Source organism: Lebetimonas sp. JS032, assembly GCF_000523315.1.
Lineage (GTDB): Bacteria > Campylobacterota > Campylobacteria > Campylobacterales > Nautiliaceae > Lebetimonas.
This window is the reverse complement of the sequence record NZ_ATHS01000001.1, coordinates 1,479,269-1,496,930: the sequence shown is the minus strand read 5'-3', so window position 1 is coordinate 1,496,930 and position 17,662 is coordinate 1,479,269. Positions and strand designations below refer to the sequence as shown.

Below are 17,662 nucleotides of genomic sequence, written 5' to 3'. Positions count from 1 at the left end.
TGTAAAAATGTTTACGCTTTGTAGTGGAAAACTTTAAGATACGTTTGATAAAAGCCTCTTCTTGTGTAGAACATATGGGCATTTTCATTGTCTATGTCAGCTGCAAGCTGAATTCTTTTATATCCAAGCTGTTGGGAAATGGAACGTATTTTATTTAAAAGCCTGCTTCCAATCCCCATATTTCTGTAATTTTCTTTTACAATCAAATCCTCAACATGCCCTATATAATCACCTTCCGCACTTGAAATGAGGCGCTGCATTGTAACCATACCCACCACCTTGTCATTATCCCTGGCGACCAACAAAACATTACCTTTTTGTTTATACAGTTTTGTTATACCTGTTAACTGTTTAGTGAAATCTATTTCAAAATCTTTCTCTATTGAAAACAGCTCCCCTATTAAATGCGCCATCTCAGGAAGGTCTGTTTCTTTTGCCTCTTCAATTACAATTCCTTTTTTTGTTTTGATATCACATATTTTTGGATGTAAAATATCTATTACTTTTAAAGCATGGGCGTTTAAAGGGTTCCCCTCGACATACAATATTTTCAAATTGTTAAGATTGGCAAGGTTTTCGGGTAAATCTTTTATATTGTTATCATCAATATACAATTCTTCAAGCTTTGAATAATTAATTATCTCTTCTGGCAATTCGGTAAGTTCATTTGAGCTGTAGCACAAATTTTTAATTTCACCTGATTTAAACATTAAAAATTCTTTTAGCCCGCACCCGTCGGCGGAAAAGCTTTCCAAATAAGGGGCAAAATCATCTCTTAAATAAATTTTTTGTACAGGATTGTTATCAATAATCAGGTATTCAAGATCTTCCATTTCTTTAAGTTTTAATTCAGAAATCTGATTGCCGCTTAAATCAAGCTCTTCAACAGGAAGTTTGTATAAGTTTTTAGAAATTTTATTTATTTGATTATCCTGGGCGTTTAAAACATTTAAAGAAACAAGATATGACACTTCATCCGGAATTTCCTTTATTAAATTTGAAGAGATATCAAGTCTTTCCACATTGCAAAGGGATTTACAAATTGAAGAAATTTCTTTTATAAAGTTATTTGAAATATTAACTACCCTTAAATTGTTATCAAATGCAAGTGAATTAATTTCATTTATTCTGTTTAAACTCAGATTTAAAACCCTTAAACTCTGACATTTTTGCAGCACATCGACATTTTCTATCAAATTGCCGCTTGCGTTTAACGATTTTAAATTCAATTCACCCAAAACTTCAGGCAAAACTTTAAAATTATTCTTGGATATATTTAAATTTATCAGTTTTTTTAAATTTTTAATACTCTCAGGCAGCGCTTCTAAAAAATTGTCACTTAAATCCAGCGTAACAAGATTTTCAAGCAGTTCAATAGAACCTGGAAGTTCTTTTATCTCTTTAGAGCTAAGGTTCAACCTTGTAATATATAAAGGATTGTCAATATTTTCACCTAAAGCCTTATGTTTAATAAGCCATTTTTTAAGTTCACTCCATCCGTTAATATCCATTTTAATCTCCTTCAGCCAGTTTTCTTATTCTCTCCCACCTTTTTTCTATCAGCATTTCTATCTCTTTAAAATCATATTTACCGAATTTTTGCATATCATACAATCTTTTTAAAGGTTCTCTGCAGCAGCATCTGTTGCATTCAGTTACCAATTTTTTTGCCTTTTTAAAAGGTAAAGAAGTATTCTCAAAAATTTCAATAGCCTGTTTTACAGTTTTCTGACCGCATTCACATATTTCCATTTGTAAAATTTCTTCTTTTGTTCTCATTTTCCCCTCTTTAAAGTCCGGTTTCTTTTTTAAATCTTTCCACTTCCTCCACTGCTTCTACTATTTTTTTTGAGAGTTCTGGCAGCTTGTTATAATCCACCCACAATGTATCTTCCACAATGTCATGAATCTGACCGGCCAGCTCAACAGCTTTTCTTTTTCTTTTTCCAAGTTCTTTTTTTAGTTCTTTTTTGTCCATTTTTTCCTCCTTTTAAAATGAAAACGAATAAATATTGTTAAAATTTATTTCACAATCCCCATAGCTTAAAAAAACCAGTTTTTCTGTTTTTTCAAAATTGTATTTTTTGAAAAGTTTGTTAATATTTTTAATATCCGGGCTGTATGATATTACTCTTTTTAACCCCCTGAAAAATAAAACACCTTTTATCATTTTTTCCGCTTCATATTCATCCTTTGATATCCAGGGTCCTAAAAAAACATCTTTTGAAGTAATAGAGCAAGAATGCTGAAAACTGTCTGGAAGTGCAAATTTTAATGAGCTGTTCCTTTGCATTTCTTCAAACAAATAAAATGTCCTCTCTTCATTAAATGTTTCATAATCTAATATTTGGACTTTGTTTTCAAAATCATAAGATTCAAGTTCCTTGGCTTCTTTGTTTGAAAAATAAAAAGGTGGGACATTTCCTCTGTTTATCCATTTATTTATATCAACTGTTTTTTTAAAACCGAAATTTTCAAAAAACAGTTGATATTTTTCAGGAAAAATTAAATAAACATTTTTATTATACATTTTTGCTATTTCCATCAGCGTTTTTAAAAGTCTTTTTCCTAAATTTTTTTTCTGAAAATTATTTTTGACCATAAAATATTTAATCTGAATATTTTTTTCATATTCCACCGTCAGAATTACGCCCGCTAACATATTTTCTTTATATATTCCAAAACACAAATGCGGAAAATGCGTAAGTATAAGTTTTATATGATAAGTGTCCACCTCAATGTCCATCTCTTTTGCAATTGAGATTATTTCGGGTGTATCTGTTAATTTAAGCCATCTTATAAACACGCATATTTCCTGTAATAATTAATAAGTTCGGCTCTGTTTAGAACTTTTTTTCTTTTTGTTACTATTTTTCTGATTTTAGGGACCAGGTTTCTTAAAACCTCTTTTTTAGCCTCTATCCCCGCAGCTTTTAAATGATACATAAGCGTGGAAGAGCCTGAATGTTTACCTATTGGAAACTCTCTTTTTGCCCCTACTTCCTCGGCTTCAAAAGGCTCGTAGGCTCTTTTGTTTTTTATCATACCATCAGCATGTATGCCGCTTTCATGCGCAAAAAGCCTTTTACCGATTATTGGGGCGTTTGGAGGTATTGTAATATTTGCGGCCCTGCTTACAAAAAATGTAAGTTTTTTTATTAATTTCGGTTTTATTTCAACATCTTTGCTGTATAAATATTTTAAAGACATCAAAACCTGTTCAAACGAAGCATTTCCCGCCCTTTCGCCCAAACCTATAACCGTTGTGTTTAAACTGAGAGCCCCCGCTTCAATACCGCTTAGTGCATTTGCGTTTGCAAGTCCAAAATCATTATGTGTGTGCATTTCTATAGGCAAAAGATTTAATGACGTCAGCTTTTTAATAATTTCATATGTTTTTAAAGGGGTAAGTATTCCAACCGTATCGCAGAATCTAAACCTGTCGGCTCCGAGTTCACGGCCTAATTTCATAATTTCAACAATAAAATTCATATTGCCCCTTGAAGAATCCTCAGCCCCTATACATACAAAAAGACCCTCTTTTTTTGCCTCTGTAATTGTTTTTTCAAGATTGTTTAATATTTTATTTTTATTCCCTTTAAATTTAACATCTATCAGTACGTCTGAAACCGGAACAGACAAATCAACAGCTTTCACACCGCACTCAAGTGAGGCTTCCAAATCTTTCATTACGGCTCTGTTCCATGTCATCATACGCACATCAAGTTCTAAAGAAAGCAGTGTTTTTATATCTCTTTTTTCATCTTCCCCCATAGCCGGAATTCCTATTTCAAGCTCGTCTGCACCACACTCCACAAGCATTTTGGCAATTGCTATTTTTTCTTTTGTGTTAAAAGCCACATAAGGGGCCTGCTCTCCGTCTCTTAGGGTTGTGTCGTTTATAATCATAATCTAACCTCCTTTTTTTCAGGCAAGTTAAAATATTTTCTTGCTGCGTTTAAAACAGAAATTTCTATCGGCTCAAACGCATAAGAATCATCTACTGAAATTCCCTCATTTAATAATTCATTTTTCGGAGTCTCTCCTATTTTTGCCGTTAAAAGCAGCTTACAGTCTTTTAATACATCTGAAATTTCTTTTATATTATCTTCCGAACCTACACTCTGGGCATACGCACTGTTTATTTTTCTGTGTTGAACAAACATAACACCCCTGTCTCCTGCTTTATAAATTAAAAATTCTTTTGCTGAGCCGAAGTGCTGGTTAATCATTCCCTCACCTGCGGTTGTAACGGCAACTAAAATGGTTTTATTCTCTGAGCTTAGATTTTCTTCAAGTTCCCTTGCTCTTTCATTTGCCTTTTCAAGGATTTTTCTAAATTCTTCTATCTTGTTTTGCGCTTCTTTTCTTGCTTTAATGTTGTAATGTTTTTCAAGCTCTTCAAAACTTTTATTTACAAATACATCTTTTGTAAATTCAGCCCCCCTGTCTTCTCCTATAAGACCCACGGCATCGGCCCTGCACTGTCTGCAGTGTTTCATAAGCCTTACATCCACACCGCAGGCTTCCTGAACTTCCATAACCTGTTGCGGTGTAGCGCTTGGAACTCCCTCTAAGCCGAATTTGGTTCCGTATTCAGGCTCTGAAATAAGAGGCATAATATTGTGTAAAAACACCCCCATTTCTTTTAATTTTTTTGCAACTTCAGGAAGATGCTTATCGTTTATTCCCGGAATTAAAACGGAATTGGCTTTAATTAAAATACCCTTTTCCACACATTTTTTAATACCCTCAAGCTGTCTTTGAAGCAGAATTTTTGCCGCATCTTTACCAAAATGTCTTTTATGGTCGTAATAAACCCAGGAATATATTTTTGAACCTATTTCCCCTGTTTCATCAACACTGTTTATTGTAACGGTGACATGATCAACCCCGTATTTTACAAGTTCATCCACATAATCAGGAAGAGCCAGCCCGTTTGTTGAAAGGCAGAGTTTAAGATCAGGCGTTTTTTCCCTGACCAGCCTGAAAGTTTCAAATGTGTTTTTCGGATTTGCAAGGGCGTCACCCGGGCCTGCAATACCCAAAACACTCAGACGCTGAACCTCTCCCCCCACATAAAGTACTTTTTTTATCGCTTCTTCGGGAGTCATTCTCTCACTTGTAACACCGGGGCGGCTTTCATTAGAACAGTCGTATTTTCTGTTGCAGTAATTGCACTGAATATTACATGCAGGAGCCACAGCCGCATGAATACGGGCATAATGATGATGAGCATCTTCACAGTAACACGGATGGTTGTTTATTTTTTCCTTTATATCTTCCGGTAAAAAATTTTTGTTTGTTGAATTCATTTTTTTCTCCTTATTTAAAACTTTTTATCTATATGCAATATATGTTCTAAACAATAGAATAAATATTGCATATACATAAAAAAAGGAGCAGTTTTGAAAATAAAATATAAAAATAAATTTTATTATTTGGAAGATATACCGCTTGATATAGGATACAAGGCAGAAACGGTAACTTTATATGATAAAAATTCAATCCCGGTTGAATTTCCGCAAAAATGTAAAGATACTCAGCTTATAATAACCATGCCTTTTATTGACGAAAAATTAATGCGTGAAATTATGGAAACTGACAAATTTTTACAAGATTTGAAAATACATATATATCTGGTTTTACCGGAAGAAACAAATTTACCTTCGTTTGAAAACATTATTGTCCTGTTTGATAAAGATAATGAATTCTCAGACATTTACGGTTTAACAATTAAAATGGAAGATAAGGAAACTATTACAAAAGCGCTCATTTTAATATCAAAAGACGGGGCAATATATTATGATGAGTATCCTGATGATGTTTATCAAAAATTTAATTTAGAAAAACTAAAAAGAAAAATAATCTCTTCAAAAGAGATTTATAACAATAAAGGATGTGGAATATGAAAGAATTAATTAAAAACATAAAAAAAGAGATTAAAGAAAATAAAACAGTTCCTTATTTGGGTATAGGAATTTTTAAAAATGTTAAAACAAAAGAGGGCGAGCAGATGCCTTATGATTCCGATTCACTTATTTTAATGATGAATAACGGCAGAGCAATGAGCCCGAGACTAATGTATGAATTTTCAAGAGCAGCTATGCATTTGGAACAAAGAAGAGGTTATGAATATATCCAACAGCTGACAAACTGGATATATTCCAAACCGTTTGAGCCTACGGAAATACACAAAGAAATTGTAAATTTAAATCCTAAATACATTATTGATACCAACAGGGATTCTAAATTTCAGGAACTGCTTTTGGATGTTGAACATATACTTATTGTAGGAAAAGCAAGAATTTTGGATAATGATTACAGATATGAAATTTACAAATTTGATATACAAACAAAACAGTATATAAAAACCGATGATGAAGAGCTGAAAAACGCACAAAAAATTCTTTTTAAACCTATGGGTTCGACTCTTCCAAAGCCTAGTTTTATTATTTCAGATGCGGATTATGTAGATTGGATTACAGAAGCCATGGGCGGATTTGCGGTTCCCGCTTTTTTAAAAAAATACAGAAAAGGCAAAAAATATCTCTTTTTAGGTGCTGATTTTTCAAAAGACACAGAAAGGATGGTGGCAAATGAACTGACTTTGGATTTAGATGGAGGATATTATGTAAAAGAACCCCCTCTTAGTAAAAAAGAGGAAAAATTTTTAAAAAGACATAATTTAACACATATTCCGATATCTCTGGAAGAATTTAACAAATATTTTATAAAAACATCACTGTAAAAAGGTTTAATATGGATAACGAAAAAATATGTTCGTTTTGCGGAAGAAAACAGAGCGAAGTGGAAAAAATGTTTTCCACTGAAAAGTCAACAATTTGCAGCGAATGTGTAAAAACATGTTCTAAAATACTTCAAAAAGAAAACTACCTTAAAAAAAAGAACAGTTCCGCATTTAAACTGTTAAAACCAGAAAAAATTGTGGGACATCTTGACAAATATATAATTGGACAGGAAAAAGCCAAAAAAATACTGGCAGTTGCCCTGTATAACCATTACAAAAGAATTGAAAACCCTGTATATAATGACATAGAACTCGAAAAAAGCAATATTATGCTGATAGGCCCGACAGGCAGCGGAAAAACGCTTCTTGCAAAAACACTTGCAAAAATTTTAAATGTTCCGTTTGCCATTGCGGATGCGACTTCTTTAACAGAAGCCGGATATGTGGGGGAAGATGTTGAAAGTATATTATCAAGGCTTTTGGTTGCGGCAAATTACAATGTTGAACTTGCACAAAAAGGCATCATATATATTGACGAAATAGACAAACTTGCAAAAAAAAGTGAAAGTGCCGCCATAGGAAGGGATGTTTCAGGAGAAGGAGTGCAGCAGGGACTTTTAAAAATACTGGAAGGCTCTGATGTGTATGTGCCTGTAAAAGGTAATAAAAAAAGCAATTCCGACACTGTTTTAATAAACACATCCCATATTTTATTTATATGCGGCGGGGCATTTGTGGATTTAGTACCTGAAAAAAACAAAAAAAAAGAAACAAAAATGGGATTTATTGTAAAAGATGATGAAAATCAAAACAAAAACCTTAAAATAAAACAAAAAGATTTGATTAATTACGGAATGATACCTGAATTTATAGGAAGGATTCCAGTTATTGCACAGCTTAACGAACTTACAAAAGAGCAGATGGTTAAGATACTTACAGAACCTAAAAATGCTATAATAAAACAATACCGGGCGTTTTTTGACATGGACGGAATAGAGCTTGTTTTTGAAGATGATGCAATTGATTTAATTGCCGAAAAATCGATCTCCACAGGAACCGGTGCAAGAGGGCTTAGGGGAATTATTGAAGAAATAATGCTTCCTGTTTTATATTACGCACCTACAACAGAAAACTTACAAAAATGTATTATTACAAAAGATTTTATTTTAGGCAGTAAAAAAGAGCCTGTTTATGAATTTAAAAAGAGCGAACAATTGAATTAAATACTTGAAAGTTGAAAATATATTATCTATATTATTTTGTAATAGTCTCTTATTTTTTCAGACATTAATTTCCTTCTTTCTATTAAAAATTTTTGATAGTCTTCCATTTTCATTTCAAAAATACCCACAGGAATTGCATTTTGTTTAAAATTATCTTCAATTGAGGAATATTCTACTATTCCACCATATTTTAATTCCCCTCCATTGCATTGTTCTTTTATCTCGTGTAAATATTTCTCAATCGGTTTATTTCCAATTTTAATATTGATTTCGCTTTGAATATAAACATAATTAGCAATTTGATTGTACTGTCCTCTTGTCAGACCTTTCTTTTTCAATAAGTCTCTTGGAAAAATATGGTGAACATCACCTCTTTGTTCAATCAAGTTTTTTACGGTAATATCTTTCGATAAAAAACCTTTATTATTAAAATAGCATTGAGAAGCAAGAAAAACGTTAAATACAGGACTTGTAGAACTTGAAGTATTTAATCTTTGAATTAATTCTGCATTCCAAAAAGCATCTGACAACTGAGCGTCCTCAATTTCTTTTAAATAATCGCCGAAATTTTTTTGAGAAATATTTTTTATGTCAAAATCAAATCTGCTTTCAGGGGAACCGGAATATCGCCCGGTCAGTAAAGTAAGGACAAACCATTTTTTTACATATTTTTCAATCAAAGCAGAATTGTAGTTTTGTTCTTTTAATTTTAAGTAAAGTATATAGGCGAAATTCATCGCATTTACAGATCTAATCAATCTATTATCAACAAAACCTGCGGATTTTATAATCATTAAAAATCTTTTAAAATTTGTTTCGTTAATAAAGTTCTTTACTCCAATAATTAAATTATTATATGATTGTTTGGCAATTTCTTCTTCAAATTCTCTTGTTTCAAAATTCCTACCTGAGAGTAAACTTACTAAATCACTTAATTTTCCTCTGTTGAATTTGAATGTAAATGCAACTCTTAAAATATCTTTGTAGGTTGGATCATATAAGTCTTCATTTTCATTTTTTAACCAGCTAATTTTTTGAAAATATTCAGTTTTAGAAAATTCAGTGTCATTTTCAGCAATATGAGAATAAAATTCAGGAGCAATCGCTAAATGGCTAAAATAATCTATTGCTTTTCGCAAAAGATTACCGCCATATTCTTCATTTGCTGCAATTTTTGACATAACAAAATCTGCCTGACTTAATTCAACACCCTGACTATTAATTCGGATAAAGATTTCTGTTACCTTTTCAATATCGAGATGTCCGCTTAATTCTATAAGCCCAATCTGTTTTTTGGGAATATTTATCAAATCCTGAAAAACTGTCTGAATTTTTAATTTATCCGCATCAGGATTTTTCTCTAAATAGTTTCCAACTATATCGAATAAATTACCGTTAAAAACAGTTGAAATATCATCTACCCATTTTTTGTCTTTTGCAATAGCAGGTGTTAAAGTCTCAAATTTTTCTTCAAGCGGATTAAATGCTATTTGAATTCTTATTTTTTTATAGTCTTTATTTATAACTTGTTGTCCGATAATTGCTGCGGTTAAAGCGGTAATCCTCTGTTGACCATCGATTAATATTTTTTTTCCTTCTGATAAACTTCCGTCTTTGAGTTTAATGTTTGGGTTTCTCCAAGCAATGATATATCCGATTGGATAACCTTGATACAAACTGTCCATCAAATCTCTGACTTTCGTAGAACTCCATACAAAAGGCCTTTGAATTTCGGGAATTGCTATTTCTCCTGATTTTACCCAAGATATCAGGGTTTCGATTAACGGCTGATTTACTGTATATTTTTGTGAGCTCATATGGTATTTCCTTTATGTTTATTGCTTTTTAATACCCGCTTTGGCTATTCATAATGTGGGATTTTAAACCTATATTTTTAGTTTACCAATAATTTTGTCAGCATCTTTCTCTGCGTTGGCAAAGCCATACTTATTGCCAAGTTTTGGTTTGTGCGGTCGGCTTCGTGCGACTTGGCAATGTGTATGGCTTTATGCGTTGGCATTACTTTTATGTCCCATTTTTTCAAATATTAACTCAAAAACTTTCAAGTATTTTTCTACATTTTCAGGTTCCGCATCTACAACTAAATCATCTCCTAAAATATTGAAGTAGTATTCTAAAATTCTGCGTAATGTATTGAAAATCGTTGCCGTATTTATTTTTTCAATATCATCTAATTGACGCCACAATAATTCCCATTTATTATTTCCACCACCTTTAAAAGTAACTTCTTTGAAGAAGTAAACATTGTGCGTAAGTATGAAAATCTGTTTTATTCCATTAGTTCCGTTTTTTACATCTAAAAAAGTTGATTCTCCTTCGCTTAAAGTTCCATTTACTTCGCTTCCGTTTTCTCTAACAACTTTGTAAAATCCTTTTTCATCTGCCTCTTCAAGCATAAAATTTGTAAAACCAAATAGCTTTAAAATCTTGTTAATTTCAAGTTTGCCTTTTTCTTCTTTGGTTAATTTTAGTGTATCATTTCTCCCTTTTATCAATAGCTATTTCTTTTACAATAAATCGCCAAATCTTATATTATAACAAATTTTTTTCGGTTTTAATATTTTCAAAAGTGCTATTATTATCTTTTTCTAATTCACTTAAATTGTTTTTATAAGTGTTTTTTAGTAGTTCGATTTTAGCTTTTAGCTCCTTAAAATCAAGAATAGGAATATCTCTACCTATCACGGCTAACTCTTTCTTTTTATTTTCATAAGTTTCATCAAAAAATGATTCGATTTGTTCACGCAAATCTTTACTAATTGATTGTTGGCAGAAAGGACAAATATTTTCAGTTTGTTGTAAATAATTAACACCGTCTTTTACCCAGTCGCTATTATCAAGTTTATGTATTTTCAATAATTTCTTTTTCGTCAAGTAAATCAGAGCTGTTTTTTTGTTCAGAAATACATTTATTAAAAAAATCCTTTGCACTCCCCATAAAGCCCTTAAATGCAGGTTTAAAATATGCTTCATATTTCTTTTTTAAAGCCCCATCATCTCTCTTTTTTGATAATTTTTCTTCTTGTGTTTCAATAGACTTATTTAAACCTTCGATTTTATTTTTAAAATCTCCAATTTTAGCATTTGCTTCTTCTATAAATTTCTGAATACCAGTTGCATCTTTACCTAATGTAAAAATTCCTTTAATTGCGTTACTTTGCGAAAAACTGTCTTGAACAAACTGTTTGTTGTATATAAAAACATCTATTGGTGAAGTTGCCCATTCTAAATTACAGTGTGGATAATTGCTACCAAAAAAATAATTAATTGCTTTGGGTTCAATTTCAACTACATCTGCATAAGATGCTGTTTTATGTAATTTGATTTTAGTTATCATTCTTCGACTTCTTTTTTACCCTCAACTGCCTCTTTTAACACCGCCTGCATCAACATTTCTGCATTTTGTTCGCTTTTTTGTATCTCTTCTTCCATTGTCGATACTTTTTGCATTAAACTTTCTACTCTTTGGACTATGATTTTTTGTTCGGCAAGTGGGGGAAGGGGAATTTTAATATTTTTAAATGAATTTACAGATACACCTCCTCTTAACCCTTTTCTTTGTTTGTCAAATTCAGATTTAAAATGTGGTGATTTATACAAATAATATAAATATTTTGAAAGTTCATTTATGTATGTATTTGCAACCAAAAGTTTATTACCAAAACAAATATCTTGTGTTGTTATACCTATTTTTTTACCAGAACTACCACCCTCAATACAAATCAATACTGTATTTTTAGGTGCAATTTTGAATTTTTCTAATTCTTTTGTAGGAATAATAACACCAGTATTATAGTTTATTCCTCTCATATTAAATTCTACATCTTTTGTCCCAATATAAATTAACCCTTTTTGTTGTTTTGTATATTTAGCTTCTTTTTCTGATTTATTTATACTGTTACCAGTGTATAATTCTGCTAATTCACTTATATAACACCACACCCAACCATCAGGCAATTCAAAAGGGATTTCCTCTTGTGTGATTGGCGGTAGCGGTTTTTCTTTGCGGATTTTTTTCTTTTTTATGAGTTTTTCTTTTTCTGCTTTTATGCGTTTTAAAAGTTCGCTTGCAGGTTCAATATTAGGGTTTTTTTTCGCCAATCTTCGGTTAGTTTGCCTTGTATGGCTTCTTGTAAAATGGATTGTTTGAGTTGGGTAACGGCTTGCGGATGAATAACAGGCATATTGTCAATATTTTCACCTCTATCCACCATATCACATTGTTGCATTAAACTTTCTACTCTTTGGACTATGATTTTTTGTTCGGCAAGTGGGGGAACTGGGATAGGGCAAGACATTATTTGTGATTTTTTTAGATTTGTTTGTTTTTTCCCATCATTGAAAGATAAATAATATTTATTTCTATCTAATACTTTAATTAAGTATTTATGGTAAATACCGTATAATGCCTCCGATTCTCTGATTTAGAGAGTATTTAATCCTTTACGTCAATTAAAAAACAGCGACTTAAAGCCCGTCCATTAGGAACATCACCCACACCCAACCATCAGGCAATTCAAAAGGGATTTCCTCTTGTGTGATTGGCGGTAGCGGTTTTTCTTTGCGGATTTTTTTCTTTTTTATGAGTTTTTCTTTTTCTGCTTTTATGCGTTTTAAAAGTTCGCTTGCAGGTTCAATATTAGGGTTTTTTTTCGCCAATCTTCGGTTAGTTTGCCTTGTATGGCTTCTTGTAAAATGGATTGTTTTCTTCTACTTTTGTATTTGGATTTTTAATATCCAAATCCCAATCTTTTAAATCTTCTACTTTTACTTTCCAAGCTACTTCACTTTCTTTTCGGTTATTCCACCATTCAATAAGCGGTTTAAATTCATCAAATCTTATTGGTTTTGTTTTGCTGTAAGATTTTTGTCCTTTGGGTAAGCGGTGTTCGTAATACCAAATCTCTTTTGTAGGGCTTCCTTTTTCAAAAAACAATAAATTAGTGCTTACGGTAGCAGGGAAAAAGGTGCTTTACGGTAAACGGATAATTGTATGTAAATTGGTGTCTTTTAAAAGTTTTTCTCTTATTCGCATCTTTACACCATCGCCTGTAATTGAGCCATCTGGCAAAACAATTGCACAACGACCTTTGGGCTTTAACAGTTGTAACATTAAAATTACAAACAAGTCGGCAGATTCTTTTGTGCGGTAAGTTTTAGGAAAGTTGGTTTCCACTCCATCGGCTATACTTGCACCAAAAGGCGGATTGGCAAGGATTACATCCACTTGGTCTTTTCTTCCAATGCTGTTGTATTCTGTTTTTAAACTGTCTTTATACACATAATCGGGCACATCCATTTCGTGCAAAATCAAATTTGTTAAGCCCAAAACATAGGCAACGGGTTTGAGTTCCCAACCTGTGATGCTTTTTTGCAAAATATGTTCATCATCAACCGTTTTTACATAATTTGCTCTAATGTGGTCAATAGCTGCGGTTAAAAATCCGCCGGTTCCGGCAGCAGGGTCAAGCACTTTTTCTCCCAATTTTGGGTCGGTCATTTGGGTCATTAGTTGCGTTACGGCTCTTGGTGTATAATATTCGCCTTTGTTTCCTGCATCTCGCAATTCCTGTAAAATGCTTTCGTAAATATTACCGAAAATGTGTTTGTCTTCCGAATTGTTAAAGTCAATTTCGTTAAGTTTATTGATAACTTTTCGCATTTCGTAGCCAGACTTCATATAGTTGTTTGAGCCTTCAAAAACTTCTCGGACAATAGCGGCTCGTTTGGGGTTTTTAATGCTTGTCAGTTCTCGTAATGTTGCAAAAAGTCCTTTATCGTTTTGGGCATTGCTGTCTATAAAATTCAAAAGTTCATCGCCTGTAATTCCTTCGGGGTCGCTTGCCCAATTTCTCCATTGAAATTTTTCAGGAATTACCGATTCATAATCATCTTTTATTATTTCAAGCTCTTGGTCTTTGTCGTCCATTATTTTAAGAAACAACATCCAACCTAATTGTTCTAATCGTTGAGCATCGCCAGAGATACCTCTGTCTTGCCTCATTATATTTCTGATGCTGTTTATTACAGCTGATACATTTGCCATATTACTTTCTCTTTTTTAATTGTTTTTCAAGGTTTTCAATTTCTTTTAAATCTTCTTTATCGGCTAATTCGGCTTCATATTTTTTCCGGTTTTCATCAAATTCATCATAAATTTTACTGACTAATTTTTCCATTTCTTTGTTTGATATTTTGCCTTTATAATTAAGAATTTGTTTATCATTTAATTCCAGTATCTTATCTACATTCTCCCGCCAAAAATCTATTGTAATATCTTGTCTGTTTTTTGCTCTTAATTCAGCTGTTTCAAGAAAAATTACAACCAGCCTGTTAAGGGTGTCAATCTCATCTTTTGTTAAATAATTTTTAGCAATATAAATATCTCGTTTTCTAACTATATTGCCTTTCCAGGAAGTAAGTGCCATATTTGGTTTGTTGGCATTGGCACGCGAAACGATTATCTCGGCTGCAGTTTTTCCTGTTACAGCATAAAGCAGTTTATTTTGTGTTTCGGCAAAAAACATTTGTGTAGCTTTATCAGTTTTGTCATAATCACTACTTAGCTTAAAAAGGTCTCTTATTTTTTGATAAAATCTCTTTTCAGAAGCTCGTATTTCACGAATACGTTCTAAGAGTTCATCAAAATAATCGGGTCTGCCATCAGGATTTTTCAGGCGTTCGTCATCCATTACAAAACCTTTGACCATATACTCTTTTAAGTTTCGATTTGCCCAAATTCTAAATTGAGTTCCTCTTTTACTTCTTACTCTAAATCCAATGGCAAGAATCATATCCAAAGAGTAGAAAGTAACTTTGTATTTCTTACCATCTGTGGCAGTTGTCAAGTATTCCTTGACAACTGAAAGTTTGTCTAACTCTCCTTCTTTCAGAATATTTTGAATGTGCAGGCTGATATTTTGTTTTGTGGTGGCAAAAAGTTCGGCCAATTGATTTTGATTCATCCAAACTGTTCCGTCCTTTGCCATCAAAGAAACAGATGCTTTGCCGTCATCAGTATTGTATATGATGATTTGATTTTCTTTCATAAACTATGCTACCTTATAAAGTTCTTTTTCTAATTCTTTCAATGCTTCAAGATATTTTTGTTTAGAACCAAATGCTTTTATCAATTCAATTGGTGTTCCCAATTTATTTAATGGGTCTAATTTTAATACTTCTGTGCTTTCAATGGTTAATAACCCGTCATCGGCATATTTATCTAATAGTTTTTCCAAAACAAGTCTTGCTTTTTCTCCATATTTTGTAAAATAATTACGCTTTTTCACCTGATTTGCCCGTTCTTTTCTTGTTAATGGTTTTGCATCATATGCAATATGGCAAATCAAATCGAATGGGTCAAAATCTTTGCCTACTTCATCTTTTAGAGCGTCAAATAAAATTCCTTGTTCTTCCAATTCTTTTATGATTGCCTCTTTTTTCTCCGAATTATTCCATTTGTTCAAAAAATCATCCAAACTTTGAAATTGTTTTAAAACATTTTTCCGTGTATAATCTTTTAAACTTTCAGTAATAATTTTACCATTTTCATCAAGATATTGCACTCTTTCGTTGATAATATTTACATCTACGCCGTTGACATAATATTTTACTCTTGGCTCGGCGACAATTTCTCCTCCGCCTTCAATTTCATATTGGTAAGGAAATTCAACTTCTTCACCGTCTAAAATATTGGTAATTGGTTCATCTGTTGTTTCATCCTCTAAATTTGTTAAATCGTCGTCTTGTGTTACATCTTTTATCATTACAGGTTCACCGTCAAACGCAGGGTCTGCAAACAGATTGGTAACATTACGAAAATCCATAATTGTAAAATAGGTTTTCCCGTATTCCTCATTTATTCGTGTGCCTCTGCCTATAATCTGTTTAAATTCTGTCATTGAGCATATATTGCTATCTAAAACAATCAGTTTGCAGGTTTGAGCATCAACGCCTGTTGTCATTAATTTTGAAGTCGTTGCAATAACAGGATAAGGCTCACTTGGATTGATAAAACTGTCTAATTCTCTCTTACCTTCTTCATTATCGCCTGTAATTTGCATTACATATTTGTTGTTCTCTTTGAATAAATCGGCATTGGCGTTAGCCAAAGCAGTTCTCATTCCTTCTGCGTGTTCAATGTCAACACAAAAAACAATAGTTTTAGCAAAGCGGTCGTAACCTTTTAAAAATTCAGTAATTTTCTTTGCAACTAATTCTCGTCTTTCATCAACAACAATATTTTTATCAAAATCAGTTCGGTTGTAAATTCTATCTTCAACCGGATTTCCGTCTTTGTCTAAAAATCCTTTTGGTGGTCGCCATCCTTCTGCATCAATATCCAGTGTCACTTTTACAACTTTGTAAGGGGCAAGGAAACCATCATCAATTCCTTGTTTTAATGAATAAGTGTAAATCGGCTCTCCAAAATAATCAATATTTGAAACTTCGGTTGTTTCTTTGGGTGTGGCAGTAAGCCCAATATGCGTTGCATTCTTGAAATATTCCAAAATTTCACGCCATTTACTGTCTTCTCTTGCACTTCCTCTATGACACTCATCAACAATTATTAAATCGAAAAAATCAGGACTGAATTTTTTATAAGCATCTTCGCTTTTACTATCTGAAAGTCCTTGGTATAACGCTAAATAAATATTATATGCAGTATCTATTTGTTTATGCTTTATGATAGTCATGGCTTCTTTAAAAGGTGCAAAATCTTTTCTGGCTGTTTGGTCAATGAGTGAAGTTCTGTCTGCAAGAAAAAGTATTCGTTTTTTTGCACCGCTTTTCCAAAGTCTGTAAATTATTTGAAAAGCAGTATAAGTTTTTCCAGTTCCTGTTGCCATAACCAATAATATTCTTTTCTGTCCTTTGGCAATGGCTTCAACTGTTCTGTTAATTGCTATTTGTTGGTAATATCTCGGTTTTTTACCGCTACCGTCTTGATGGTAATCTTGTTTTGCTATTTTTTCAACTTCTTCGGTTTCAATCCCTCTATATTTTTTGTATTTCTCCCAAAGTTCTTTCGGACTTGGAAATTGGTCTAATGATAATTCTTTTTCAATCTTTCCGTCTGTTGCTGTTTTGTCGTGGAAATAAAAACCGTCTCCATTACTGCTGAAAACACAAGGAATATCCAAAGTATTTGCATATCCAAGAGCTTGTTGAATACCACTTTTTACTGAATGTTTATTGTCTTTTGCCTCAATTATTGCAATGGGGACATTGGGTTTGTAAAACAGAATATAATCTGCAAATTTTCTTTTTCCTCTTGTTGTAATTTTCCCTTTTACATAGATTCGACCATCAGTAAAATATACTTCTCTTCCAATTTGGGTTTGTTCATCCCAACCGGCTTTCAATAATGCAGGTGTGATAAATTTTGCTTTTATATCCGCTTCTGACAGGTCTTTTTTATTCATTTTTCAAATCTTATTTTAATTTTTTATATTTTCCAATATATTTGAGAAAATTAGTTCATATAATAATAACATATTTTAATAAAATTTACTTTTGAAAGGCACTGACTAAATAACGGAAAAGTAAAAATATGACAGCGTAGCGGAATTTAGCGAAAATTTTACGTTTAAAAAATTGCACTCAACCCGTAAAGGCGCTTGCGTTTGCAATTTTTAGCAAAATTTGAGCGGTGCGTTAGCAAAAT

General features: G+C 32.4%; 17 protein-coding genes and 2 pseudogenes. 3 read left to right on the top strand and 16 right to left on the bottom strand.

Annotated features, from left to right (window positions below; all coding sequences use genetic code 11):
- Positions 1-11: 11 nt before the first annotated feature.
- Genes DZ65_RS0108340 through nifB form a run of 6 tightly spaced genes read right to left on the bottom strand, consistent with a single transcriptional unit; the run spans position 12 to position 5,315 of the window.
- Positions 12-1,511, bottom strand: a complete 1,500-nt coding sequence (locus DZ65_RS0108340) for a GNAT family N-acetyltransferase (RefSeq protein WP_024791552.1) — start codon at positions 1,509-1,511, stop codon at positions 12-14.
- Between the two features lies 1 nt (position 1,512).
- Positions 1,513-1,779, bottom strand: coding sequence for a hypothetical protein (locus DZ65_RS0108335; protein WP_024788174.1), 267 nt, complete (start codon positions 1,777-1,779; stop codon positions 1,513-1,515).
- Between the two features lie 10 nt (positions 1,780-1,789).
- Positions 1,790-1,978, bottom strand: a complete 189-nt coding sequence (locus tag DZ65_RS0108330) for a CCE_0567 family metalloprotein (protein WP_024788173.1) — start codon at positions 1,976-1,978, stop codon at positions 1,790-1,792.
- Between the two features lie 12 nt (positions 1,979-1,990).
- Positions 1,991-2,806: a GNAT family N-acetyltransferase gene (locus DZ65_RS0108325; protein ID WP_024791551.1), complete on the bottom strand. Its 816-nt coding sequence runs from the start codon at positions 2,804-2,806 to the stop codon at positions 1,991-1,993.
- Positions 2,797-3,909: a homocitrate synthase gene (nifV, locus tag DZ65_RS0108320; protein WP_035908241.1), complete on the bottom strand. Its 1,113-nt coding sequence runs from the start codon at positions 3,907-3,909 to the stop codon at positions 2,797-2,799. Before nifV ends, DZ65_RS0108325 begins: the two co-directional genes overlap by 10 nt.
- Positions 3,906-5,315, bottom strand: a complete 1,410-nt coding sequence (nifB, locus tag DZ65_RS0108315; RefSeq protein WP_024788170.1) for a nitrogenase cofactor biosynthesis protein NifB — start codon at positions 5,313-5,315, stop codon at positions 3,906-3,908. The genes nifV and nifB overlap by 4 nt, the downstream gene beginning before the upstream one ends.
- 93 nt (positions 5,316-5,408) lie before the next feature.
- Between nifB and DZ65_RS0108310 the strand changes: the two genes are divergently transcribed.
- From DZ65_RS0108310 to clpX, 3 genes are read left to right on the top strand one after another with little or no spacing between them, the layout of a single operon-like run.
- Positions 5,409-5,912 (top strand): hypothetical protein, encoded by a 504-nt coding sequence (locus DZ65_RS0108310; RefSeq protein WP_024791549.1) that lies wholly within the window; start codon positions 5,409-5,411, stop codon positions 5,910-5,912.
- Positions 5,909-6,751, top strand: a complete 843-nt coding sequence (locus tag DZ65_RS0108305; protein ID WP_024791548.1) for an SIR2 family protein — start codon at positions 5,909-5,911, stop codon at positions 6,749-6,751. Before DZ65_RS0108310 ends, DZ65_RS0108305 begins: the two co-directional genes overlap by 4 nt.
- 11 nt (positions 6,752-6,762) lie before the next feature.
- Positions 6,763-7,974: an ATP-dependent Clp protease ATP-binding subunit ClpX gene (gene clpX / locus DZ65_RS0108300; RefSeq protein WP_024791547.1), complete on the top strand. Its 1,212-nt coding sequence runs from the start codon at positions 6,763-6,765 to the stop codon at positions 7,972-7,974.
- Between the two features lie 26 nt (positions 7,975-8,000).
- Here clpX and DZ65_RS0108295 read toward each other — a convergent pair whose 3' ends face one another.
- From DZ65_RS0108295 to hsdR, 10 genes and pseudogenes are all read right to left on the bottom strand, one after another.
- Positions 8,001-9,791, bottom strand: coding sequence for a DUF262 domain-containing protein (locus DZ65_RS0108295; RefSeq protein ID WP_024791546.1), 1,791 nt, complete (start codon positions 9,789-9,791; stop codon positions 8,001-8,003).
- A gap of 189 nt (positions 9,792-9,980) precedes the next feature.
- Positions 9,981-10,490, bottom strand: coding sequence for an AAA family ATPase (locus DZ65_RS0108290; protein ID WP_024791545.1), 510 nt, complete (start codon positions 10,488-10,490; stop codon positions 9,981-9,983).
- Positions 10,491-10,527: 37 nt separating this feature from the next.
- Positions 10,528-10,851 (bottom strand): AAA family ATPase, encoded by a 324-nt coding sequence (locus DZ65_RS11365; protein WP_024791544.1) that lies wholly within the window; start codon positions 10,849-10,851, stop codon positions 10,528-10,530.
- Positions 10,838-11,332 (bottom strand): AAA family ATPase, encoded by a 495-nt coding sequence (locus DZ65_RS11360; RefSeq protein ID WP_024791543.1) that lies wholly within the window; start codon positions 11,330-11,332, stop codon positions 10,838-10,840. Before DZ65_RS11360 ends, DZ65_RS11365 begins: the two co-directional genes overlap by 14 nt.
- A complete protein-coding gene (locus DZ65_RS10155) occupies positions 11,329-12,096 on the bottom strand; it encodes a restriction endonuclease subunit S (protein WP_024791542.1) in 768 nt (255 codons plus the stop codon). The genes DZ65_RS11360 and DZ65_RS10155 overlap by 4 nt, the downstream gene beginning before the upstream one ends.
- Positions 12,051-12,374 (bottom strand): restriction endonuclease subunit S, encoded by a 324-nt coding sequence (locus DZ65_RS11550; RefSeq protein WP_369792334.1) that lies wholly within the window; start codon positions 12,372-12,374, stop codon positions 12,051-12,053. The genes DZ65_RS10155 and DZ65_RS11550 overlap by 46 nt, the downstream gene beginning before the upstream one ends.
- A gap of 112 nt (positions 12,375-12,486) precedes the next feature.
- Positions 12,487-12,639: pseudogene (locus DZ65_RS0108265) on the bottom strand (restriction endonuclease subunit S); the annotation flags it as partial.
- A gap of 61 nt (positions 12,640-12,700) precedes the next feature.
- Positions 12,701-14,041: pseudogene (locus tag DZ65_RS10150) on the bottom strand (N-6 DNA methylase); the annotation flags it as partial.
- 1 nt (position 14,042) lies between these two features.
- Complete coding sequence (locus DZ65_RS0108255; RefSeq protein ID WP_024791539.1) at positions 14,043-15,044, bottom strand: virulence RhuM family protein; 1,002 nt, start codon at positions 15,042-15,044, stop codon at positions 14,043-14,045.
- Between the two features lie 3 nt (positions 15,045-15,047).
- Positions 15,048-17,420 carry an EcoAI/FtnUII family type I restriction enzme subunit R gene (hsdR, locus tag DZ65_RS0108250; protein WP_024791538.1) on the bottom strand — a complete coding sequence of 791 codons (2,373 nt, stop codon included), beginning with the start codon at positions 17,418-17,420 and terminating at the stop codon, positions 15,048-15,050.
- Positions 17,421-17,662: the final 242 nt, after the last annotated feature.